We start from the raw sequence: 23,423 nt of genomic DNA on the forward strand, positions 1-23,423 counted from the left end.
AAAGGCCCATGACGTGTCATGGGCTTTTTCGTGTCTGGCCTTGAGGTTTGTGGTGTGCTTTCGATCTATCCCCCTCACCCCAGCCCTCTCCCCCAAGGGGGCGAGGGGGAAAGGGAGCAGATCGGGGGCTCTTCAAAACCTGAGGTCGACTGGATATCTCAGGTCGGTGTACCTGGAACATCCAACTCGGTCAGTCCCCTCTCCCTCTGGGAGAGGGTTAGGGTGAGGGCTATTGGCACCGAAGCGCATACCGCCCAGCCAACGCCTGAATCTTCGGATCTACAGCACTCGCCAACGTCTGACTCGCCACCCGCAGGAAATTCAGATTGCCGGCGGCCAAGGCTTTCTCCAGCCACTCGACCGCTTCATCAACCCGCCCCTCAGCCGCCAACACCGCCGCATAACTGAACTGCCCACGAAAATCCCCAGCCTCGGCCGAACGCCGATACCACTCGCGCGCCGCCAGCGGATCCGCCGGACACACCTGCCCTTCCTCCAGATAACGCCCCAGCAGATTCATCGATTTCGCATGGCCCAACTCAGCCGCGCGCCGGTACAACGCCAACGCTTGCTGATGATCAACCGTCACCCCGCGCCCGGTGGCCAGTAGATTTGCAAGGTTGTACATCGCCCAGTCCAGCCCCGCCTCGGCAGCGATTCGATAATGCTGCGCCGCCACCGAGGCTTCCGCCGCACATCCCCAACCATGCTCATGGCAACGCCCGAGCATGTTGCGCGCCATCAGATGCCCGCGATTGGCGGCAATAGCGAACCAGCGCAGCGCCAATGGCTGATCCTGGGCGATGCCTTGGCCATCCAGCAGGATCTGCCCAAGCAACGCCTGCGCTTCAACCTCGCCCTCGCCCGCTGCCAGCAAAATCGCCTGCGCAGCGCGGGCCGGGCTTTCTTCAAGCATCGCCGCCAACCCGGCCGCATCGAGGACTTCCTCGCGGCGTAGCTGGAAACTCATACCTCGACCCAACGCCGCAGCAAGTTGTGATAAGTGCCGGTGAGGCGGATCAGCGAAGGGTGATCGGGGACGTCCTGAGTCAGCTGCTGAATCGCCCCGTCCATCTCGAACAGCAACGCGCGCTGGCTGTCTTCGCGCACCAGGCTCTGCGTCCAGAAAAATGACGCATAACGCGCACCACGTGTGACCGCATTGACCTTGTGCAAACTGGTGCCCGGATACAACACCATGTCGCCGGCTGGCAGCTTCACGCGCTGGGTGCCGTAGGTGTCCTGAATCTCCAGTTCGCCGCCGTCATAACCTTCAGGCTCGCTGAAAAACAGCGTCGCCGACAGATCGGTGCGCACCCGCTCGATGCTGCCCTTGGGCTGGCGCACGGCATTGTCGATGTGGAAATCGAAACTGCCGCCGGCCGTGTAGCAGTTCACTAGCGGCGGGAAGACTTTGTGCGGCAGTGCGGCAGACATGAACAGCGGATTTTTCCACAGCCGCTCAAGCATCGCCGCGCCGATTTCCTTGGCCAGCGGGTGGCCTTCGGGCAATTGCAGATTGTGCTTGGCCTTGGCCGACTGGAAGCCGGCGGTGATCTTGCCATCGGCCCAATCCGCTTGCTCCAGGGCTTGGCGGATGCGCTGCACTTCGTCTTTTGCGAACAGCCCGGGAATGTGCAGCAGCATGGCGATGTCACCTGATGGCAAGAAGGCGGCAATGGTATTGATTCTTATTGACCGTGTAAAACCCGCAAGACGAACGAACAGGCAGAAACCGTAAGGGCAAATTGTAAAGAATGTAAATTCAATGCGAATAACAATGTTTCGCAATTGATACGAATACCTGTTTACCCTATATTCCGCCGCCTCAAATCCTTGGGGAGGGGAATAAAAATGGCACGTCAACACGCACAATTACCGGTCAGTTCACCACGTCTGCTCGCCTCGGCAATCGGTGTCGCGATCAGCGCCGGCGCCGCTGGCCAGATGGTCTTCGCAGCGGAAAAAACCGACAGCAAAGCGTCCGGCAATGCCATTGCCCTGGACGCCACCGCCATCACCGGCGAAGCCCAGGATTCGACCTCCTACCAAGTCGAAAAAGCCTCCTCACCCAAATACACCGCGCCGCTGGTCGATACGCCGCGCTCGGTCACCGTTATTCCGCAACAAGTGCTCAAGGACACCGGCGCGCTGAACATGCAGGACGCCTTGCGCACGGTGCCGGGCATCACTTTCGGCGCCGGTGAAGGCGGCAACCCGCAGGGCGACCGTCCGTTCATTCGTGGCTTCGACGCCCAGGGCGACACCTACCTGGACGGCGTGCGCGACACCGGTTCGCAGAGCCGCGAGATTTTCGCCGTCGAGAACATCGAAGTCAGCAAGGGCCCGAACTCCGCTATCGGCGGTCGTGGCGCGGCCGGCGGCAGCATCAATCTGGTGAGCAAGAAAGCCCATCTGGGTAATTCGTTCGATGGCGGCTTCACCTACGGCTCCGACCAGACCCAGCGCTACACCCTCGACGGCAACTACCAGTTCAGCGACAGCGCTGCCGGCCGGCTCAACCTGATGAGCCACGAGAGCAACGTCGCCGGTCGCGACAAGGTCGATTACGACCGTTGGGGCATCGCGCCGTCGCTGGCCTTCGGCCTGGGCACCGATACCCGCGTCAACCTCGACTACTACCATCTGGAAAGCAACGACACCCCGGACTCGGGCATCCCGTACACCATTCCCACCGGTGGTTCGGCCGCACGCACCAAGTCCAACCCGGACAAGCCATACGCCGGTGGCGATCACGACAACTTCTATGGTCTGGATCGTGACTTCCGCAAGGGCCGCACCGACACCGCGACCTTCGCCATCGAGCACGACCTGAACGATGCGCTGACCATCAAGAACACCCTGCGCCACGGCAGCAGCATGCAGGATTACATCCTCACCCAGCCGGACGACAGCAAGGGCAACGTCAACAACGGCAGCGTCTGGCGTCGGGCCAACACGCGGGTGAGCAACACCGAAACCACCACCAACCAGACCGACCTGTTCGGCACCTTCTACGTGGCCGGTTTCAAGAACAGCTTCTCCACCGGTGTCGAATACACCCGTGAGCAGAGCGAGAAATCCTCGTACAACGTCAACACCGACACCACGCCGCGCACCAGCGCCGTCACCACCAACTGCAACCCGGGCCTGATCGGCGCGGCCAGCGGTTACAACTGCACCTCGCTGTCGAACCCGAATCCGAACGATCCGTGGAACGGCGCAATCTCGCGCAACTACGCCGGCACCGACACCCAGGCCGACACCTACGCGCTGTACGTGTTCGACACGCTGGAGTTGTCCGAGCAGTGGCTGGTGAACATGGGCCTGCGCTACGACCACTTCGACACCGACTACAAAACCTACAACGCCGCAGGGACCACCACCTCCAAGGGTGATGACACCAGCGAATTCGTCACCGGCCAGTTCGGCGTGGTCTACAAGCCGGCGGAAAACGGCAGCATCTACGCCTCCTATGCAACCTCGGCGACGCCGCCGGGCAACACTTTGGGCGAAGGTCAGGAAGGCAACCCGCTGGGCGGCACCCCGGATCGCAGCGGCAACCTGCTGAGCAGCGACATGGAGCCGGAAACCACCAAGAACTACGAAATCGGCACCAAGTGGGATCTGCTTAACGATCGCCTGTCGCTGACCGCCGACATCTTCCGCACCGAGAAGGAAAACGCTCGCGTGCAAGTCGATACCAGTTCCTACGAGAACGCCGGCAAGACCCGCGTGCAAGGCTTCGAACTGTCGGCCAGCGGCAAGATCACCGACAAGTGGCAGGTGTTCGCCGGTTACGCCTTCATGGACAGCGAACAGGTTGACGGTGGCCCGCTGGGTCGCGCCAACGACGGCAACGATCTGCCGAACACACCGAAAAACAGCGCCAGCCTGTGGACCACGTATCAGGTCACGCCGAAGCTGACGATCGGTGGTGGCGCGTTCTACGTCGACGACGTCTACGGCAGTGTCGCCAACACGACGATGGTCGATTCGTACGTGCGTTACGACGCGATGGCGGCCTACAAGCTGACCAAGAACGTCGACCTGCAACTCAACGTGCAGAACCTGACCGACGAAACCTATTACGACAAAGCCTTCTCGACCCACTTCGCCAACCAGGCGGCGGGCCGCACGGCGCTGTTGAGCACCAATTTCCACTTCTGACCGATGTGAAAACCTGTGGGAGCGAGCTTGCTCGCGAAAGCGGTGGCTCAGTGAAGTCGATGCTGACTGACACGACGCCTTCGCGAGCAAGCTCGCTCCCACTTAAGATCTGCGAAACGGATCAGGCCCCGTTCATTCAGTTGAACGGGGCTTTTGTGTGTTACGCAAAACGCTTCTTGATAACCCACGGCATAATGCGCGCCGTGATGACAATTTTCGAACGGACGGCGAGTGACGTGTTGAAGAAAACCCTGTTCCAGTTGCACTGGTTTTTTGGCATCACCGCAGGGCTGGTGCTGGCTCTGATGGGCATCACCGGCGCGGCCTATTCGTTTCAGGACGAGATCCTGCGCGCGCTGAATCCGTCCGTTCTGCAGGTGGAAAAGCAGGTCGCCGGCGTGCTGCCGCCAGTGGAACTGGTGGAGCGCATCGAAGCCGCCTCCGGCAAGAAAGTCGCGATGCTCTGGGTCGAGACCGACAGCGGTCACGCCGCACGGGTATTCTTCACTCCGCCCAAGGGCGAACGGCGTGGCGAGATGCGCTACTTCGATCCGTACACCGCCGAGTTCAAGGGCGACGCCACTGGCCAGGACTTCTTCGGCCTGATGCTGCAACTGCACCGGTTCCTCGCCATGGGCGACACCGGGCGCAACATCACCGGCGCCTGCACCTTGATGCTGTTGTTCTTCTGCCTTTCTGGTCTGTATTTGCGTTGGCCGCGTCAGTGGAACAGCTGGCGCGTGTGGTTAACCTTGGACTGGAAGAAGAAGGGCCGCGCGTTCAATTGGGATCTGCACTCGGTGGCCGGCACCTGGTGCCTTTTGGTCTATCTGCTGCTGGCGTTGACCGGCTTGTCATGGTCGTACCAGTGGTACAACAAAGGCCTGACCCGACTGCTTTCCGACGCGCCGCAAAACGAACGCGTACGCGGCGGTCGCGGCCCGGCGCCGGAAGGCCCGCCACCGACGGCCGACTACGCGGCGATGTGGAGCAGCATCTACAGCGCTGCCGGCCCGGGTCTGGCCGCGTACAACATTCGCATGCCGGCGGTTGCCGGCCAGCCGGCGACGGTGTTCTACCTGCTCGACAGCTCGCCCCATGACCGCGCGCTGAACCAGATCACCCTCGATCCGGCCACCGGAGTGGTCAAACGCGTCGACCGCTATGCCGACAAAAGCTTCAAGGCCCAACTGCTGACCAGCATTTATGCGCTGCACGTGGGCAGCTATTTTGGCCTCGTCGGGCGCATCATCGTGACGATTGCGGCGGTGTGCATGCCGCTGTTTTTCATCACTGGCTGGCTGCTGTATCTGGACCGTCGACGCAAGAAAAAGCAGATCAAGGATGCCCGCCAAGGTCTCGCACAACCGTCCGCCGATGCTTCGGCGTGGCTGATCGGTTTCGCCAGCCAGAGCGGATTCGCCGAGCAACTGGCGTGGCAGACCGCCGGACAATTGCAGGCCGCCGGATTGCCGGTCAACGTGCAGCCGCTGGCCAATCTGAGCGAACAGGATCTGCGGGACTCGAATAACGCATTGTTCGTGGTCAGCACCTTCGGCGACGGCGAAGCGCCGGACAGCGCCCGTGGTTTCGAGCGCAAAGTGCTGGCCAAGGCCTCGACACTCGACAGCCTCAACTACGCCGTGCTCGGCCTCGGCGATCGGCAGTACGCGCACTTCTGCGGCTTCGCCAAGCGCTTGCATCAATGGCTCGGCGAACACGGCGGCAAGACCTTGTTCGCCCCGGTGGAAGTCGACAGCGGCGATCCTTACGCGCTGCGTCACTGGCAAACCCAACTCGGCCAGCTCACCGGACAGGCGCCGAGCGAAACCTGGCATGCACCGAGCTACGACAACTGGACGCTGGTCCGTCGCGAACTGATGAACCCCGACAGCAGCGGCGCGCCGGTCTACCTGCTCGGTCTCAAAGCCCCGGACACCCGCAGCTGGCTCGCCGGTGACTTGGTCGAAGTGCTGCCACGCAATTGCCCGTGGGCCATCGAACATTTCCTCGACGGCCTCGGCATTCGTGGCGAAACCCCGGTGAAGGTCAACGGCATCGACGAGCCGCTGGAAGTGGCCCTCGCCTCACGGCAACTGCCCGAACACCGCGCACATCTGGTCGGTTTGCATGCGCAGTCGCTGGTCGACGCGATGGTGCCGCTGGCGATGCGCGAATACTCGATCGCCTCGATTGCCGCTGACGGCGTGCTGGAACTGATCGTGCGCCAGGAACAGCACAACGACGGCAGCCTCGGCATCGGCTCCGGCTGGCTCACCGAGCATGCGCCGGTTGGCGGCAGCATCAGCCTGCGCGTGCGGCGCAACAGCGGTTTCCATCTGCCGAACGAACCCGTGCCGATGATCCTGCTGGGCAACGGCACTGGCCTCGCCGGCCTGCGTAGCCTGCTCAAGGCACGCATTGCCGATGGTCAGCAACGGCAGTGGCTGCTGTTCGGCGAGCGCAACCGCGAGCACGATTTCCTCTGCCGCGCCGAGCTCGAAGAGTGGCTGGTCAATGGTGATCTGGCGCGGCTGGATCTGGCGTTTTCGCGGGATCAGGCTGAGAAGGTTTATGTGCAGGATCGCTTGCGGGAGTCGGCTGAGGAGCTGAAAAAGTGGCTGGCGGAGGGGGCGGTGATTTATGTCTGTGGCAGCCTCCAAGGGATGGCTTCGGGGGTGGATCAGGTGCTCAATGATGTTCTCGGCGCTGCTGAAGTTGAACGGCTGATCGAGCTGGGACGGTATCGCCGGGATGTTTACTAACGCCTGCGAGAAGCCCCTCACCCTAGCCCTCTCCCGGAGGGAGAGGGGACTGATCGGGGGATGCGCGAGATCGACGCCGACCTGAGCGTCCTTCGCCGAATCCGGATTCGCCAAGACGAGGCGGTACTGAATCATAACCGCGCCGTGCCAAATCGAAAGGCGACCTGGCTGTTACCAAGCCATAATCGCCTCGGTCTTCCAAGTCGATGCACGACGCAAGACACCTCGGTCAGCTCCCTCTCCCTCCGGGAGAGGGCTGGGGTGAGGGAAAATGGGCTACTGTTAAGTCTCCAGTCAACTTCACAAGGACCGTGAAGCCATGCCAAGCCGCCCCACCCTCGCCCAATTCGCCCGCCAGTTACGCACCAACCAGACAGATTGCGAACACCTGCTCTGGCAGCGCCTGCGGTCCCGGCAGATCGCCAACCTGAAATTTCGCCGACAGTTTCCATGTCCGCCGTTTGTGCTGGATTTCTATTGTGTGGAGTTGAGGTTGGCGATTGAGCTGGATGGTGGCCAGCACTATGAGACGGCCGGGGTGCTTTACGATCGGCGCCGGTCGAACTTCCTGTCTCAACAAGGCATTGAAGTCGTGCGATTCAGCAATCTTGAGGTGCTTCAGCAGATGGATGATGTATTGGAGCAGATCATCAGAATTGCGGCAGAGCGGAAAATGCCCTCACCCTAGCCCTCTCCCAGAGGGAGAGGGGACCGACCGCGAATCATTCACGCTATATGCCGACCTGAACGTCTTTCGCCGAATCCAAATCCGACACGCCCGCATGCCCGATCCTGAACTGAGACGACGAAAGTTGCTGCATCCACAATCACCTCGGTCTTTCAGGTCGATGCATGACGCAAGACACCTCGGTCGGCTCCCTCTCCCTCCGGGAGAGGGCTGGGGTGAGGGGTTTTTGATCCAGCGGGATTAAACAGGCTGCAACTTCTGCTCAAACACCGCCACCCCATCCAGATCCCGCAACACCACACTCATCTCCCCGCTCTGCCCTTCGATATTCACCTCACCAAAAAACTGAAACCCGGCAAACGGCGAGGTGTTCTGCGCCGGCGGCGCCTTCTCGAAAACCACCTCAGGCCCGAACGTCTTGTCCAACGGATTCGGCCCGAAACTGCCGGCGTTCAACGGCCCGGCAACAAATTCCCAGAACGGTTCGAAATCCTGAAACGCGGCGCGGTCCGGGTGGTAGTGATGCGCCGCGCAGTAGTGCACGTCCGCCGTCAGAAACACGAAATTACGCACCTGCTGCGCGCGCAGAAAGCCGAGCAATTCGGCAATTTCCAGTTCGCGCCCCTGCGCCGGGCCGGGGTCGCCGTTGGCCACGGCTTCCCAACGCGCGACGCCAGGGCTGACCTCGCCGTCCGGGACGCCAAGGCCGATAGGCATGTCGGCGGCGATGACTTTCCACTGCGCCGTCGACGCCTGCAATTCACGCTTGAGCCAGTCCAGTTGCTCACGCCCGAGAAACGGTTTTGCCGCGCCGAGGTTGGCATCGTTGGCCTCGCGATAGCTGCGCATATCCAGCACGAATACGTCGAGCATCGGTCCGTAACTGAGCTTGCGATAAATGCGCCCGCCGCCGTCCGCCGCTTGCAAACGCATCGGCGCATATTCCAGCCACGCCTGCCGCGCGCGGCTGACCAGTTTGTGGATATCTTTCTCCTGATAGCGCTCATCCAGCTGCTTGCCCGGTGACCAGTTGTTGACCACTTCGTGATCGTCCCACTGCCAGATCTGCGGCACTTCGGCATTGAAGCGGCGGATGTTTTCGTCCATCAGGTTGTAGCGATAGTTGCCGCGATAGTCGTCGAGGGTCTGCGCGACTTTGCTTTTGGCTTCGGTGGTGATATTGCGCCAGATGCGCCCGCTTTCGGTGGTCAGTTGCGCGGGCACCGGGCCGTCGGCGTAGATGGTGTCGCCGCTGTGTATAAAGAAGTCCGGCAGGCGCAGGCGCATGGCTTCGTAGATGCGCATGCCGCCGATGTCCGGGTTGATCCCGAAACCCTGGCCGACGGTGTCACCGCTCCAGACAAACCGAATGTCGCGTTTTGTCGTTGGCACGCTGCGCAGATGGCCGAACCACGGTTCGCTGGCGACGCCGCTCTGGGCGTCTTCGAAGTGCACGCGATAGAAAATTGCCTGGTTGGCCGGCAGGCCGGTGAGTTCGACGCGGGCGGTGAAATCGCTGCGTGCATCGGCCAGTGGCGAGACGAATTTGCGCGGGTTGCCGAACAGGCTGCCGGTGTCCCATTCGACCACCATGCGCGCCGGGCGATCGCTGCGGCTCCAGATCATCGCGCGGTCGCCTTGCAGGTCGCCGGACTGCACGCCGTCGGTGAGCTGCGGACGATCCTTGACCGAGGCGATCACCGCCGGCGCCAGCCCCGGCAGCAACAGCCCGGCGCCGACAGCTTGCATGACGCGACGCCGGCCGAGGTTGAAATCGCTCATGGTGTTCTCCCTGCAAAAGGGAAAACTTAAGCACGGGTGTATGAACCGGCTATGACAATGCAGACTCCTGTGGGAGCGAGCCTGCTCGCGAAGGCGTCCCGCCAGTTACCACATCTTCAGCTGACACTCCGCTTTCGCGAGCAGGCTCGCTCCCACAGGGATTTGGTGCTGTCGGTCAGGCCTTGGCGGGCTCCAGCGGTAGTTCGACAGCCTCAGGCCGTTTGAGCAGCGCATATACCACCGCCGTTACCAGGCTCCCCGCGACGATCGCCAGCAGATACAGCAGCGCATGGTTGATCGCATTCGGGATCGCCAGCACAAACAAGCCACCGTGCGGCGCCATCAGCTTGCAGCCGAAGTACATCGACAGGGCACCGGTCAGCGCGCCGCCAGCGATGCTCGCCGGAATCACCCGCAGCGGATCTTTCGCCGCAAACGGAATCGCCCCTTCGGAGATAAAGCACAGGCCGAGCACGAAAGCCGCTTTGCCGGCCTCGCGTTCAGTCTGGGCGAACTTGCGCCGGGCAATGAAGGTGGCGATGCCCAGACCAATCGGCGGCACCATGCCGGCGGCCATGGTCGCGGCCATCGGTGCGTAACTCTGCGAGGCCAGCAGCCCCACCGAAAACGCATAGGCAGCCTTGTTGATCGGCCCACCGAGATCGACGCACATCATGCCGCCGAGCAACACACCGAGCAGAATCGCGTTGGTGGTGCCCATGCTGTCGAGAAACTGCGTAAGCGCCGCGAGCATGCCGGCGACCGGTTTGCCGACCACGTAAATCATCACCAGGCCGGTGACCAGACTGGCCAGCAACGGAATGATCAGAATCGGCTTCAGCGCTTCCAGGCTCTGCGGCAATTTCACATAGCGGGCGATGGCTTTGGCGGCATAACCGGCGATGAAACCGGCAATGATCCCGCCGATGAATCCGGCGCCCAGAGTGCCTGCGAGCAAGCCGCCGATCATCCCCGGCGCAAGGCCCGGGCGGTCGGCGATCGAGTAGGCGATGTAACCGGCGAGTAGCGGCACCATCAGCTTGAACGCGGTGTCGCCGCCGATCTGCATCAGCGCGGCCGCCAGCGTGCCTTCTTCCTTGTAAGCGGTGATGCCGAACACGAACGACAACGCGATCAGCAAACCACCCGCCACCACCATTGGCAGCATGTATGACACACCCGTGAGCAGGTGTTTGTAGACGCCGGTTTTTTCCGACTTGGCCGCAGCCTTGCCGTCGCTTGCCGCACTTTCGACAGCGCCTTCGGCCAAGGCTTTTTTCAGGGTCGCTTCGGATTGCTTCAGGGCAACGCCCGTGCCGCAGCGATAGATTTTCTTGCCGGCGAAACGCTCGGTGGCGACGTCGATATCTGCCGCCAGCAGCACCACGTCTGCGTCGGCGATGGCCGTTGCGCTGAGCGGGGTTTTCGCGCCTACCGAGCCTTGGGTTTCGACCTGCAATTCATAGCCCAGGCGCTTGGCAGTCTGCTGCAACGCTTCGGCGGCCATGAAGGTGTGGGCGACGCCGGTCGGGCAGGCCGTGATGGCGACGATGCGTGGCGCACGGGGCGCATCGATCGCCGGTTCGGCTGCGCTGGCCACGTAGACTTCGGCCTCTTCGGCACCGCGACGCAGCACCGCTTCGACATCCTGCAAGGCCTGCGCCGGAGCGATCTGGAACACGCGCTTGCCGACAAAGCGACTCATGTCCACCGTGCCAGTGGTGACCAGCAAGACCCACTCGGCGGCTTCGATGGTCGCCGCCGAGATTTCGCGTTCCGGGTGTGCCGGATCGACCACTTCAACGCTGGTGCTCCAGCCCTGACGCTGCGCCGCTGCATCGAGCAGGCGCGCGCACAGCACACTGGTGACCATGCCGTTCGGGCAAGCCGTAACAATGGCTAACTTCATCACAAACCCTCTTATTGTTCTGTCAGGGGGCGCACGCGCACACCCTGTTCGAGCTGCGCCAGTTGCGCAGAGTCGTTGATGCCAAAACCGATCTGGGTCACCGCCATGGCCGCAATCGCGGTGGCGGTGCGCAGGGTTTGCTCGGGGGTGTCGGCGCTGAGCAGACCGTGGAGCATGCCGGCCAGCAAGGAATCGCCGGCACCGACCGTGCTGGCCACGCTGACCTTCGGCGGCGTGGCGTGCAGGGCCGAGCCGACACTGAACCAGTTGACCCCGTCGGCGCCGTGGGAGATCACCACGTGCTCGATGCCTTGGCCGTGCAAACGTGCGGCGGCTTGTGCTTCGGCGATCGGCGACACCACTTCGCAGCCGAGGGCGTGGGCCAGTTCTTCGGTGTTCGGCTTGATCAGCCAGGGGCTGGCCTGCAACGCAGCGCGCAAGGCTTCGCCGCTGGAATCGAGGGCGACTTTCAAGCCGAGCGCGTTCAACCGTTCAATCAGCTCGCGCAACCATTGCGCCGTGACGCCACGCGGCAGACTGCCGGCGACCACCACCGCATCGTGCCCCGGTGCGATCTGCAGCAAGCGATCAAGCAAAGCTTGCTGCGCCGTTGCATCGACCATTGGCCCCGGACCGTTGATGTCGGTGATGCGTCCGTCCTGTTCGGCGACTTTGATGTTGCTGCGCGTCTCGCCCGGCACGCGGATGAACGCGTCGACAAAACCACGCTTGGCGAACAGGGTTTCGAACGCTTGCAGATTGTCTTCGCCGAGAAAGCCGCTGACGGTGACCTGATGGCCGAGATCCGCCAGCACCTGGGCGACATTGACGCCTTTGCCCGCAGCGTGGGTGTGCATCTCCTCGCTGCGATTGACCTGACCGGCATCCAGCCGTGACAGCTCGACGGTGAGGTCGAGTGCCGGGTTGAGGGTCAGGGTGAGAATCTTGGCCATTACAGGGCCTCCACTAATGCGCGCACTTCATTCGCGCTGCCCACGGCCAGGGCCTGTTGAGCGAGGGTTTGCGCCTGGGGCAGGCTGAGTTCACGGATGCGTGCCTTGACTTCGGCAATGCTGCGCCCGGACACGCTGAGCTCGTCGACACCGAGGCCAACCAGCACCGGCACCGCCAGCGGGTCCGCCGCCAGCTCGCCGCAGACACCCACCCATTTGCCATGGGCATGGGCGGCACGCACGGTGATGTCGATCAGTTGCAGCACCGCCGGGTGCAAGCCGTCCGCTTGTGCAGACAGCGTCGGATGACCACGGTCGATGGCCAGGGTGTATTGGGTCAGGTCGTTGGTGCCGACGCTGAAGAAGTCGACTTCCTTGGCCAATACCGGCGCAAGCAGCGCGGCCGACGGCACCTCGATCATGATCCCCAATTGCAGGTCGGCGACCGGAATTTCCAAACGCAGGCGTTCGGTCATGTCGCGGGCCTGGCGCCATTCTTCGACGCTGCCGACCATCGGGAACATGATTCGCAACGGGCGATTATCGGCCGAGCGCAGCAAGGCGCGCAGTTGCGCTTCCATGATCTGCGGACGCTGCAGGGTCAGGCGGATGCCGCGCACGCCGAGGAACGGGTTTTCTTCCTTGGCAATCGGCCAATACGGCAGCGGTTTGTCGCCGCCGACGTCGAGCGTGCGCACCACCAGCGGACGTCCGGCCAGACCATCGAGGACGCGACGGTATTCGGCTTCCTGGGTCGCCTCATCCGGTGCCTGTGGGTGGGCCATGAAAATCAGTTCGGTGCGCAGCAGACCAATGCCTTCGGCGCCCTGCTCCACCGCGCTGGTCACGCCTGCGCTTTCGCCGATGTTGGCGAACACTTCGACGGCGTGGCCGTCGGTGGTGTGTGCCGGTTGATGGCGTTGTTCGGCGGCGATCTTCAGGCGTTGCTCGCGGGTGTCGCGCTCTTCAGCGGCACGCTTGAGGGTCGCGGCATCGGCGTCGACATGCAGACGGCCACGCTGACCGTCGAGCAATAGCGGCGTGCCCGGCTCGAGCAACAGCACCGCCGCCCCCGCGCCGACCAACGCTGGAATCCCGAGGGCACGGGCAACGATGGCGCTGTGCGCGGTAGCGCCACCGCGCGCGGTGAGAATCCCCGCCACTCGCGCAGGATCCAGGCGCGCGACATCGGACGGGCCGACTTCGTCCATCACCAGAATGTACGGTTGCTCAGGTTCGTTCGCGGTCTGCACGCCACACAGCTGCGCCAGCACCCGGCGACCGATGTCGCGCAGATCGGCGGCACGCTCGGCAAGCAAAGCGTCCTGCAGCGATTCCTGCTGTTTGGCGGCGGCTTCGATCACTGCCATCCACGCCGCTTCGGCGCTTTCGCCTTGCTTGAGGCGGGTGTCGACTTCGTCGGTCAGATCCGGGTCGTCGAGCATTTCCTGGTGAGTGATGAAAATCTCGCGAATCGCCTTGGCCTTGCTGCGTTCGATCAAGCCCTGAATGTCGCGGCGCACGTCGCTCAGCGCTTGCTTGAGGCGCTCGCGCTCGATGGCCGCCGACTCGCCGCGCAACGGGTAATCGATGGCTTGCAGCACCTGAATGTGCGCCGGGCCAATGGCAATGCCCGGTGCGGCGGGAATCGCCTGCAACAGGCTGCCGGACGCGGGGGCGACCAGCACTTCGGCGATGTCGGCGATCACTTCGCGCTGCTCGCTCACGGCCGGCAGCGGCTCGACTTCTTCACCGAGGCCTTCTTCAATCGCCGCGAGCAGGGCCGGCAAGGCATCGGCGGCGATGCTCGGCTCGGCGATCAGCTCCAGCACCTGACCGCGGCGGGCGCCGAGACTGAGCAGTTTGCTCAGGCTCTTCACCGACACGGCGCTGTCCTGGCTGTCGACAATGCGCACGCGGATTTCGCCGTCAAAACTCTTCGCCAGTTGCGCGAGGATCTTCGCCGGCCGCGCATGCAAACCGTGGGCGTTGGCCAGGGCAATACGCGCACTCGGCCAATCGGCCGGCAGTTCACCGCCGAGCACTTCGAGGACTTTGCGGCTGCTGGTGGCGCGGCCCAGTTCGTGGCCGCGACCTTCGATCAGCAACGCGCACAACCGCTCGAGCAGCGCCTGATGCGCTTCGCCCAGACTGGCGAGGCAGAACAGACCGCTGAGCGGCTGGCCGAGGTAGCGCATCGGTTTGTCCGGGGTGACAAACGCCAGCCCCGGACGCTTCACGGTCTGCTCGCTGTGCAGCCACCACAGGCCGTCGCCCAGAGGCAGCGCTTCGACTTGCTGCAACACGCCGGCAAAGCCGTTGCTCACACAATCGGCCTGACGCAGCAGACGTGCGCCGCGCCAGACCAGTTCTTCGAAATCGTCGGCCGACACGCCGAGGCCGATCATCTGCGCATCCAGCGCCAGTTCCTGCGGCGCGCCTTGCAACAGTTTCAGCAGCGCTTCGGGGGAGCTGGCGCGACGCAAGGCCTGGCCCAGATCGGTCTCGCCGAGGGCGCGGGTCAGCAGTTGCAGCAGGCGCAGGTGTTCGTCGGATTTCGCCGCGATGCCGATCGCCAGATAGACGATCTGGCCATCGCCCCAATCGACGCCATCAGGAAACTGCATCAGGCGCACGCCAGTGGCGAATACCTGATCGCGGGTTTCCGGGGTACCGTGGGGAATGGCGATGCCTTGACCGAGAAAGGTCGAGCCCTGGGCTTCCCGGGCCTGCAGGCCGGCAAGGTAGCCGTCGGCAACCAGACCATCGGCGACCAGATGACTGGCCAGCAATTGCAGGGCAGCGGGTTTATCCACGGCCGACTGGCCCATGGATATCTGCTCTATAGTGAGCTCGAGCATGCGATCTCCTTTTTGGCGCAGTTCAACGCCAGGTATTGTTTTGAATGGTTCACAGCTTAGGCGCTCTGCCGCGCTTTTCAGCGGCAGTTTTGGCGGTTTCACGGCAGGACCGGCCAAAGGCGTCTAAAACGTAGAAAATACGCTTGCTGAAACGTTTAATCTAGATTGATCGGCACGTTACTCGATAATGTCTCATCCTTGAAGTCCAACTGGTCGGATCTGCTTAGGCAATAAGTCGGCTGCCCTTATCGGGTAGGATTGGCGAAAATGTCGCGGCATGCTCGAAAAAACAAGGAAATACCGGGTTGAAACTCAGTGATATCGCGCGGTTGGCCGGCGTCTCCGTCACCACCGCCAGCTACGTCATCAACGGCAAGGCCGAACAGCAACGCATCAGCAACGCGACCGTCGAGCGCGTGCGCGCGGTGGTCGATCTGCACGGCTTCACGCCCAATCCGCAAGCGGCCGGCCTGCGCAGTCGGCATACGCGCACCCTGGGTTTTATCCTGCCGGATCTGGAAAACCCCAGTTACGCGCGGATCGCCAAGTTGCTCGAACAAGGCGCGCGGGCGCGCGGTTATCAATTGCTGATCGCCAGCTCCGACGATGCGCCGGACAGCGAGCGCCAGTTGCTGCAACTGTTCCGCGCCCGCCGTTGCGATGCGCTGATCGTCGCCAGTTGCCTGCCGGCCGGTGATGACAGCTATCGGCAGTTGCAGGCCAAGGGGCTGCCGATCATCGCCATCGACCGGGTCATGGAGCCGGAGCATTTCTGCTCGGTGATCAGCGACGACCGCGAGGCCAGCCTGCATCTGACCCAAAGTCTGCTCGATCCGCAGCCAAAGCAGATCGTGCTGCTCGGCGCACGCCCGGAGCTGAGCATCAGCCAGGAACGTGCCGCCGGTTTCCGCGCAGCGCTCAACGATTTCAAAGGCGAGGTGCTGGTCGAGCACGCCGAGTCGTTCAGCCGTGAGTGCGGCAAGCAATTGATGGAAGAACTCCTGCAACGGCTGGGGCATTTGCCTGACGCGCTGGTGACTACTTCCTACGTGCTGCTGCAAGGCGTGTTCGATGCGCTGCATGATTTCCCGCTGAAATCGCGGCCGCTGCGCCTCGGCACCTTTGGCGACACGCAGTTGCTGGATTTCCTGCCGCTGCCGGTCAATGCCATGTCCCAGCAACACCAGTTGATCGCCGACAAGGCCCTGGAACTGGCGCTGGCCGCCGTGGAGCAGGACGACTACCAACCGGGCGTGCAAGCCATTGCGCGGACCTTCAAGCAGCGTATTCATCGGGACTGAATCGTGGAGCTGATCGACAGCCACACCCACCTCGACTTCCCCGACTTCGACGCCGATCGCGCGGCGCTGCTGGCCGAAAGCCGTGCCCTCGGCGTGCGGCGCATCGTCGTGCTGGGTGTGCATCAGGGCAACTGGCAACGGGTGTGGGATCTGATGCAGAGCGATGCCGACCTGTACGCGGCGTTCGGACTGCACCCAGTGTTTCTCGATCAGCATCGCCCCGAGGATTTGCACGCGCTGGGGGACTGGCTGACGCGCTTGCGCGGGCATCGGCAGTTATGCGCGGTGGGCGAAATCGGCCTCGATTATTTCATCGAAAACCTCGATCGCGAACGGCAACAGGCGTTGTTCGAAGCGCAGCTGCAACTGGCGGCGGACTTCGAGCTGCCGGCGCTGATCCACGTACGCCGCAGCCACGCGGCGGTGATCGCCACGCTCAAGCGCTTCAAACTCAAGCGCGCCGGCATCATCCACGCCTTCGCCGGCAGCCGCGAAGAAGCGCGGGAATACATCAAGCTTGGTTTCAAACTGGGCCTCGGCGGCGCACCGACCTGGCCGCAGGCGCTGCGCATGCATCGGGTGCTGCCGGAACTGCCGCTGCAATCGGTGGTACTGGAAACCGACTCACCGGACATGGCCCCCGCCATGTTCCCCGGCCAGCGCAACAGCCCGGCGCATTTGCCGGCGATTTGTGCGGCGCTGGCCGAGCTGATGAATATCACGCCTGAACAACTGGCCAACGCCAGCACCGCCAACTGCTGCGAAGTCTTCGGCTGGTAACACCGCCATCCCCTGTGGGAGCGAGCCTGCTCGCGAAAGCAATCTGTCAGTGACATCGTCAATGCCTGACCCACCGCCTTCGCGAGCAGGCTCGCTCCCACATTTTTGATCCGGTTCCAGCCTTTCAGACGCGAAACGCGCTGATCAGTTGTTTGAGCTCAACCACCTGCGCCGACAGCGCGCGGCTGGCATCTTCGGTCTGGTGTGCACCTTGTGCTGTGCGTTCGCCAGCGCGGTTGATCTCGACGATGTTCTGATCGATGTCGTGGGCCACGGCGGTCTGCTGTTCGACGGCAGCGGCGATCTGCTGGTTCTGGTCGACGATCATGCCCACCGCGCCAAGAATGTTCTCCAGCGCCTGCTGGACCTTCTCCGACTGGCCCACCGTGCCGTTCGCCATCTGATGGCTGACGCCCATGGCCTTCACCGCCGCGCCGACGCCGCCATGCAGTTTGGCGATCATCTGCTCGATTTCTTCAGTCGATTGCTGGGTACGCTTGGCCAACGTGCGCACTTCATCTGCGACCACGGCAAAGCCGCGCCCCTGCTCGCCGGCTCGCGCCGCTTCGATCGCCGCATTGAGCGCCAGCAGGTTGGTCTGCTCGGCGATGCTCTTGATCACTTCCAGTACACGGCTGATCGACTGGCTGTCGCTGGCCAGTTGATTGATCACCAGCACCGACTGATCAATCTCGCTGGCCAGCGCGGCAATGCTGCCCTGCTGCGATTCCACCAGGCCGCGCCCGCTGAGGGTTTCGTCGTTGACGCTGTGGGCGCTGCTCACCGCAGCGGCGGCACTGCGAGCGACTTCCATTGAAGTCGCCGACATCTGGTTCATCGCCGTCGCCACTTGTTCGATCTGCGAGCGCTGCCCGGCCACGGCCTGATTGCTCTGCGCCGAGACGCTTTCGACCTGTCCGGCCTGACGCTCGACCTCGCCAACGGTGTGGCCGACACGCTCGATCAGGTCGTGGATCTTCTTCACCGTGCCGTTGAACACCTCGCCCAACTCGCCCAGTTCATCGCGGCTGCTGGCCTTGAAGTTGACGGTCATGTCACCGGCGGCGACCTTGTCCATCATGGCGCCAAGGCTTTTCAGGGTGGTCCGGGTCGAGGCGTAGAAACCGCCATAAAGATAGAAAATCAGCACAAAGACCACCGACAGCGCCGAGGCTTGCAGAATCATGTGCGTGCGGTTCTGCGCCAGACGCTGCTGCAATTGGCTGTCGAGGAATTTCAGCGTGGCCTGATTGAGCTGGTAGGTGTGTTCCATCAGCCCGGTCACTTGGTCGTAAAACGCCTGCCACGGCGCATCGAGGGTGTCGGCCATCACCACTTGTTCTTCGAACAGCTCGCTGGCCTGCTTCAGCGAAGCCTTGCTGCTGTCGGCCTGGGCACTGAGGGATTCGCGTGCGGCGTTGCTGGAGCCGAGGGCGTCTTGCAGTTTCAGGGCGTACTCGGCCTGGAGTTTTTCGATCTGCACCAGCAACTCGTCAAAACGCGTGCTCGAGGAACTGTTGAGAAAACCCTGACCCAACGAATACGAACCCATCGCCCGGCCCTCGCCGAGGGTTTGCGTGACGCTGGGGGTAATCAGCGTGACCAGTTCGCTGAGCTGACGAATGTCGCTCTGGTTGTCGCGGCTCAACCCGGCCTGACTGGTAATGATCTGGCTGAAAATCTGCGCACTGGCGAGCAACTTGCCGATCAACGCGCTTTTGCTTTGCAGCGAGCTCTCCGCTTGCTGGGCCTTGAACCCGGCGATCATTTCATCGCGCTTGGCCTCGAACTGCTTGATCTGCTCGGGATCTTCGGTCATCGCCGTCAACCCTTCGAGGCGCGCGAGCACGGCTTGCTCCAGCGCCTGGATCTGCGCCTCGACATTGCCGGCCTTGCCGGACTGGCCGAGGGTGACGTCGATCTGCACCAGATTGTTCAGGGTCTCCAGATCCCGGCGCAGGCTCAGGCTGCTGCCGAGCAGGTCAAGGCTCTGCAGTTCGACGCGAGTGCCCTGAAATTCGCGATAGGAATCGCGTACCAGATAGAAATTGGTCACCAGCATCGGCACCAGGAACAGCACGCTGATCAGGCTGAACTTCATGCCGAAGCTCAGACGGTTCATCAGCGAGACGGCGGGATAGAGCAAGCTCTTCACTGGAAGTCTCCCTTGGTTTTTCTTGTTTTTATTGGCAGGCGCGGGACGAGAGCAGATAGCCACTATCGGGCGCTATCTCTGTATAGCGTAAATCGGCGGGAGGTTTTGTAACTTATGGTTACTGATGCATGGTGGAACAGGGTTTTCAGGGCTGCGGCGCAGCCCATCGGGGATAAATCCCCTCGCCACAATGAGTTTCACTCTGGCTTATCAGTGAACCAGAACCGTCCACAAGGCAAACCCGGCATACCACAGCACTGCTGCACGCAGCAGCAGTTCCCACAGGCAATCGAGGGTGTTGATGCCGTCCGGGCCGACCACTGGCGGTGGAACTTCCCCGGCTGCCAGGCCGACCTTGTTGATCAACTGCGCAGCGCTGATGTTCCAGTTCAGCAGCTCATGCAGCATCACCCGGCTGACCGCGACGAAGTTGCCGACCAACGCAAGACTTGCCGCCAGCAAACGCACCGGCACCCAATCGAAAGCGTGACGCAATTGCGCAGCACGCTCGACCAGCGCCGGATTGCTGCCGTGCTCTTCGGCCAGCGCCAACAGGCGATAAGCCAATGCCGCCACCGGACCGAGGAGGAAGTACCAGAAGATCACCGCAAAAAAACTCTGATAGGCCTGCCACAGCAGATGCCCCTGCACTTGCTCAAGCAATTGCTCGCCGCTGTCGGCGCAGATGTCCAGGTCGCGCTTGGCCACGTGGGCCGCCGCTTGCAGATCCTCACGGCGCCAGGCATCGCGGAACGGGCCGAGGCCGCCGAGCAGGTCGCCACGCCCGAGGCTGTAAATCACCACCAGCAAATGCACCGGCAGCGCCAGCAGACCGTACGCCACCGGTTCCAGCACCAGCAGCAACAGCGCCAGCAACGCCACCGGGCACAGCACCAGAATCGTCAGCACCAGCCACGGTTGCCTGGCCAGCCGTTTGCTGTTTTCGAGTTTGTGCAGTTCGCGAATCCATCCGCCGTCGCGTTGAAGCCGATGGCGCAGGGCCGAAAACTTCTCGATCCACACCGCCAGCAGTAACACCAGAAAACTCATTGTCCTTCCTCTTTTGCCAGGGCTGCGCGGTAGCGTGCCCAGTCGAATGCCGGTCCCGGATCGGTCTTGCGCCCCGGCGCGATATCGCTGTGGCCGCAGATACGCTGATCGGTGATCGCCGGAAAACGTTTCTGCAATTGCCGGGTCAGCGCAGTCAGCGCGCGATATTGCTCGTCGGTGAACGGCAGATCATCGGTGCCTTCCAGCTCGATGCCCACGGAAAAATCGTTACAGGTTTCACGGCCCTCGAACACTGAAACGCCTGCGTGCCACGCGCGCTCCAGACAAGAGACAAACTGGGTGACCTTGCCGTCACGTTCGATCAGAAAATGCGCCGAGACGCGCAGGTCAGCGATGCCTGCAAAGTACGGGTGTTCGGTGACATCCAGACGATTCTGGAAAAATTCCTGCACCTTGCCCGTGGCGAATTGCGCCGGCGGCAGGCTGATGTTGTGGATGACCAACAGGGACACTTCGCCCGCCGGGCGCTCATTGAAGTTGGGCGACGGGCAGATCTGCACGCCATGACACCACCCGCTCGCGGGATCCAACTGCATACCGATTCCTTCAACGCCGACCATGTGGGCGCCCAGTATGCCGCGATCCACCCTCACCGCGCGATCACTTGCCGCGATTGAGTCGCCGCAGGTCGCCCAGCACCGATTCCAGTGCGCGGTCGAACAGCAAGGTGTCATCCAGCGCACGCGCGGCGCCACGGCTGAAAGCCAAGGCGAGGTCGGCGCGGCTGTGCTCCAGCACCTTCGTCCCGGTGCGGTCGACGAAGACATATTTGCCGGTCTCTTCGATGATCGCGGCGAGTTTGCAACGCAAGCTCTGTTCGTCGTCTGCGTCGAACACCACCCAGTGGCCCACACGCAACTGCTCGACCTGAGACAGACCGGCAGCGTCTTGCGCCAGGCGCGGCGCCGGGGTGGCTGTTGCCTGCTCGGCACTGTGCTGCAAGACCTCGGGCGTGACTTCGATCAGCGGCATGGCGCTGTGCTCGGCATCGTCGGAACGCTCCAGCACGCGCACGTGCAGAGCCTCCAGCTCACTGAAAAATTCGCTGGTGGCAAACGGGTCGAACGCGGTGCTGCTCAGGCCATCGCGCAGTGACTTGAGCAAACCCGGGACCAGTGCCAGCAGGCGCAGGCTGGATTCGCCGTCGTCATGGCGCTGCACGCTCCAGACCAACTGTTCCATGGTCTGCACGTCGGCGTGCCATTCGGCGGACTGATCGCCGTGCTTGAGGCAGGTCAGCAACAGCACTTTGCTCCAGGCCTGCTGGACGAAACTGACCACCGTCGCCGGCAGCACCTGGCCCAGCAAAGCCTGCTGCAACACCTGTGCAACGCGCTGCTGAGCCAGTTCGGCTTTTGCCCGGCCTTCCTCGGCATCACGCAAGCGTTGTTCAAGCAGTTCGGTGCGGCGGCGCTCCTCCTGAGTAAAGGCGAGGAAGTCGGCGAGCAGTTCGGAGAAGATCGCCGGGTCGTCGACAAACTCGCTCAGCAAGCGTTGCACCACTTGCTCGATGCGCACGTAGAGGTTGTCGCGCTCAGCGCCGTCGCAATCGCTCCAGCCCATTGCGGCCTCGGCGATTTCGTTGAGCAGGCGCCGCGCCGGGTGCGTGCTGCGGCTGAAGAAACTCTTGTCCAGCACGGCGACCTTGAGCATCGGAATCTGCAGTCGGCCGATCAGCGCCTTGAGCGCGTCAGGCACGTTGCGATCATCGAGGATGCAGTCGAAGACCATGGCGATCAGGTTGATCACATCTTCGTCGGCAGTCGCGACGACGCGGGAGCGGCCACTTCTGACGCTGACCCGGGTCAGCAGTTGTTCGAGCTGATGGCGCAGATCGAAATCTTCCTGGGCCTCAAGCGCCGGTACGTATTGCTGCAAGTGCGACAACAACCGCAGCAGGTCGCGGGTGTTGATCGGATGCGCCGGGGCGCCGGGCTCCAGGGTCGGTGTGACGCGGCCGCGCACCTGGGCGAGCAATTGCTGCATCGCGGCGAACACTTCCTCGATGCCTTCGTCCGCTGGCGGCTCGTCGAGATCTTCAATCAATGTGTCGCTGTCCGCAGGCTCGACCATGCGACGAGCCACGGCAGGCTTCAGATGTGGCAACACGCCGGTGGCGAGCAACAACTGATTGGCCTCGCCATACAGCTGCTCGGTGTCAGCCAGCACATAGCGTTCGAACAGCTTGAGCAGGATCAGCTTGACCTTGATCTCGACGCCGAGGTTACGCCCGGCCTGCAGGAAATATTCGCAGAGCATCGCCGGACTCAGCGGGTTGTGCTGATCGTCCAGACGCTTGCCGAGCATCGAGCTGAAGCGTGCGGTCAGTTGATCGAGAGCGAAGCCGTCGCGCTTGAGCACGCGACTGACCATGGTCTGCACGGCGACGGTGCGCTCCATGGCATCGGTGCGCGGCGCCGACTCTTCGAGCACCGGCGTGCGTGGCAGGGTGTTGGCGGCGGGATCGTATTGGGTAAGGCCGGCGAAGGCTTCAAAGAACAGTTCAAGAAAGCCGCGCTCGATGTTCTTGCGTTTGAGGCGCAGGTCGCGCATGGCTTCGAAAAAGATGTTCTGATCGACGTCGTTGCGCGCCCGGTCGGCCATTTCGAACAGCGTGTCGTCGGCGTTATCGAACAGCTCCTGCAAATCGTGGCGCAGCTGCTGCGCAGCCTTGTCGCGGACCTGCAGCAGAATCACCGGCAAGCGGGCAAGCGGCGAGTGGTCCGCCAGATCGGCAGTCGCCCGGTGCAAAGGCACCACTTTCCCGTCGTTGCGCATCCAAGCCTCCTGGAACGGTGATTCGGTTCGTCGCTTTCGACACTGCCCCAGCGGAGTCGTTCGTCAAAGCCATGACGTCAAATACAAGGCGGATTATCTGGCAAAAGAGGTCGACGATGCTATAGGCCTCAGGGTTTCCCCTATACGCCATACACCTCGCACTCAGCGCAGGAAAATCGACCAGATGCGCCAGGCACGCACGTTCTCGCC

General features: G+C 62.6%; 15 protein-coding genes and 1 pseudogene. 5 read left to right on the forward strand and 11 right to left on the reverse strand.

Annotated features, from left to right (window positions below; all coding sequences use genetic code 11):
- Positions 1-229: 229 nt before the first annotated feature.
- A complete protein-coding gene (locus KVG85_RS16380) occupies positions 230-970 on the reverse strand; it encodes a tetratricopeptide repeat protein (protein WP_217864371.1) in 741 nt (246 codons plus the stop codon).
- Complete coding sequence (locus KVG85_RS16385; protein ID WP_122692827.1) at positions 967-1,647, reverse strand: Fe2+-dependent dioxygenase; 681 nt, start codon at positions 1,645-1,647, stop codon at positions 967-969. The genes KVG85_RS16380 and KVG85_RS16385 overlap by 4 nt, the downstream gene beginning before the upstream one ends.
- Positions 1,648-1,854: 207 nt before the next feature.
- On the opposite strand from KVG85_RS16385, the gene KVG85_RS16390 reads away from it, so the two are divergent.
- From KVG85_RS16390 to KVG85_RS16400, 3 genes are all read left to right on the forward strand, one after another.
- The gene (locus tag KVG85_RS16390; protein WP_217864372.1) at positions 1,855-4,170 is read left to right on the forward strand and encodes a TonB-dependent receptor; all 2,316 of its coding nucleotides are present in this window, start codon (positions 1,855-1,857) and stop codon (positions 4,168-4,170) included.
- A gap of 236 nt (positions 4,171-4,406) precedes the next feature.
- Entirely contained in the window at positions 4,407-6,935 is a 2,529-nt protein-coding gene (locus KVG85_RS16395) for a PepSY domain-containing protein (RefSeq protein ID WP_217864989.1), read from the forward strand.
- 319 nt (positions 6,936-7,254) lie between these two features.
- A complete protein-coding gene (locus tag KVG85_RS16400; protein WP_217864373.1) occupies positions 7,255-7,623 on the forward strand; it encodes an endonuclease domain-containing protein in 369 nt (122 codons plus the stop codon).
- Between the two features lie 240 nt (positions 7,624-7,863).
- Here KVG85_RS16400 and KVG85_RS16405 read toward each other — a convergent pair whose 3' ends face one another.
- The 4 genes from KVG85_RS16405 to ptsP all read right to left on the reverse strand — a co-directional run bounded on the left by KVG85_RS16405 (position 7,864) and on the right by ptsP (position 15,128).
- A complete protein-coding gene (locus KVG85_RS16405) occupies positions 7,864-9,405 on the reverse strand; it encodes an alkaline phosphatase D family protein (RefSeq protein ID WP_217864374.1) in 1,542 nt (513 codons plus the stop codon).
- Between the two features lie 175 nt (positions 9,406-9,580).
- Positions 9,581-11,314 (reverse strand): PTS fructose-like transporter subunit IIB, encoded by a 1,734-nt coding sequence (locus KVG85_RS16410; RefSeq protein ID WP_217864375.1) that lies wholly within the window; start codon positions 11,312-11,314, stop codon positions 9,581-9,583.
- A gap of 11 nt (positions 11,315-11,325) precedes the next feature.
- The gene (pfkB, locus tag KVG85_RS16415; protein WP_217864376.1) at positions 11,326-12,267 is read right to left on the reverse strand and encodes a 1-phosphofructokinase; all 942 of its coding nucleotides are present in this window, start codon (positions 12,265-12,267) and stop codon (positions 11,326-11,328) included.
- Positions 12,267-15,128, reverse strand: coding sequence for a phosphoenolpyruvate--protein phosphotransferase (gene ptsP / locus KVG85_RS16420; protein ID WP_217864377.1), 2,862 nt, complete (start codon positions 15,126-15,128; stop codon positions 12,267-12,269). The genes pfkB and ptsP overlap by 1 nt, the downstream gene beginning before the upstream one ends.
- Positions 15,129-15,433: 305 nt before the next feature.
- Here ptsP and cra point away from each other — a divergent pair, with 305 nt between their 5' ends.
- Together cra and KVG85_RS16430 are read left to right on the forward strand one after the other, a co-directional pair.
- Positions 15,434-16,429, forward strand: a complete 996-nt coding sequence (gene cra / locus KVG85_RS16425) for a catabolite repressor/activator (RefSeq protein ID WP_024011578.1) — start codon at positions 15,434-15,436, stop codon at positions 16,427-16,429.
- 3 nt (positions 16,430-16,432) lie between these two features.
- Complete coding sequence (locus tag KVG85_RS16430; protein WP_217864378.1) at positions 16,433-17,209, forward strand: TatD family hydrolase; 777 nt, start codon at positions 16,433-16,435, stop codon at positions 17,207-17,209.
- 124 nt (positions 17,210-17,333) lie between these two features.
- On the opposite strand, the gene KVG85_RS26310 is transcribed toward KVG85_RS16430, so the two are convergent.
- The 5 genes and pseudogenes from KVG85_RS26310 to KVG85_RS16450 form a co-directional block, all read right to left on the reverse strand.
- Positions 17,334-18,263, reverse strand: a complete 930-nt coding sequence (locus KVG85_RS26310; RefSeq protein WP_371915159.1) for a methyl-accepting chemotaxis protein — start codon at positions 18,261-18,263, stop codon at positions 17,334-17,336.
- Positions 18,240-19,331 (reverse strand): annotated as a pseudogene (locus KVG85_RS26315) (methyl-accepting chemotaxis protein); the annotation flags it as partial. The pseudogene KVG85_RS26315 and the gene KVG85_RS26310, both read right to left, overlap by 24 nt.
- Before the next feature lie 243 nt (positions 19,332-19,574).
- Positions 19,575-20,414: a regulatory signaling modulator protein AmpE gene (gene ampE, locus KVG85_RS16440; protein ID WP_076565795.1), complete on the reverse strand. Its 840-nt coding sequence runs from the start codon at positions 20,412-20,414 to the stop codon at positions 19,575-19,577.
- Positions 20,411-20,971, reverse strand: coding sequence for a 1,6-anhydro-N-acetylmuramyl-L-alanine amidase AmpD (ampD, locus tag KVG85_RS16445; RefSeq protein ID WP_071174363.1), 561 nt, complete (start codon positions 20,969-20,971; stop codon positions 20,411-20,413). Before ampD ends, ampE begins: the two co-directional genes overlap by 4 nt.
- 64 nt (positions 20,972-21,035) lie before the next feature.
- Positions 21,036-23,213: a DUF1631 domain-containing protein gene (locus tag KVG85_RS16450; protein WP_217864380.1), complete on the reverse strand. Its 2,178-nt coding sequence runs from the start codon at positions 23,211-23,213 to the stop codon at positions 21,036-21,038.
- Positions 23,214-23,423: the final 210 nt, after the last annotated feature.

Origin of the sequence: Pseudomonas triticicola (genome assembly GCF_019145375.1) — a bacterium.
Classification (GTDB): Bacteria; Pseudomonadota; Gammaproteobacteria; order Pseudomonadales; family Pseudomonadaceae; genus Aquipseudomonas; species Aquipseudomonas triticicola.

Excerpts from the sequence above, each read along its gene's own strand:
- KVG85_RS16380 (WP_217864371.1), bottom strand. The coding sequence starts at position 970 with ATGAGTTTCCAGCTACGCCGCGAGGAAGTCCTCGATGCGGCCGGGTTG.
- KVG85_RS16385 (WP_122692827.1), bottom strand. The coding sequence starts at position 1,647 with ATGCTGCTGCACATTCCCGGGCTGTTCGCAAAAGACGAAGTGCAGCGC.
- KVG85_RS16390 (WP_217864372.1), top strand. The coding sequence starts at position 1,855 with ATGGCACGTCAACACGCACAATTACCGGTCAGTTCACCACGTCTGCTC.
- KVG85_RS16400 (WP_217864373.1), top strand. The coding sequence starts at position 7,255 with ATGCCAAGCCGCCCCACCCTCGCCCAATTCGCCCGCCAGTTACGCACC.
- KVG85_RS16405 (WP_217864374.1), bottom strand. The coding sequence starts at position 9,405 with ATGAGCGATTTCAACCTCGGCCGGCGTCGCGTCATGCAAGCTGTCGGC.
- KVG85_RS16410 (WP_217864375.1), bottom strand. The coding sequence starts at position 11,314 with ATGAAGTTAGCCATTGTTACGGCTTGCCCGAACGGCATGGTCACCAGT.
- pfkB (WP_217864376.1), bottom strand. The coding sequence starts at position 12,267 with ATGGCCAAGATTCTCACCCTGACCCTCAACCCGGCACTCGACCTCACC.
- ptsP (WP_217864377.1), bottom strand. The coding sequence starts at position 15,128 with ATGCTCGAGCTCACTATAGAGCAGATATCCATGGGCCAGTCGGCCGTG.
- KVG85_RS26310 (WP_371915159.1), bottom strand. The coding sequence starts at position 18,263 with ATGACCGTCAACTTCAAGGCCAGCAGCCGCGATGAACTGGGCGAGTTG.
- ampE (WP_076565795.1), bottom strand. The coding sequence starts at position 20,414 with ATGAGTTTTCTGGTGTTACTGCTGGCGGTGTGGATCGAGAAGTTTTCG.
- ampD (WP_071174363.1), bottom strand. The coding sequence starts at position 20,971 with ATGCAGTTGGATCCCGCGAGCGGGTGGTGTCATGGCGTGCAGATCTGC.
- KVG85_RS16450 (WP_217864380.1), bottom strand. The coding sequence starts at position 23,213 with ATGCGCAACGACGGGAAAGTGGTGCCTTTGCACCGGGCGACTGCCGAT.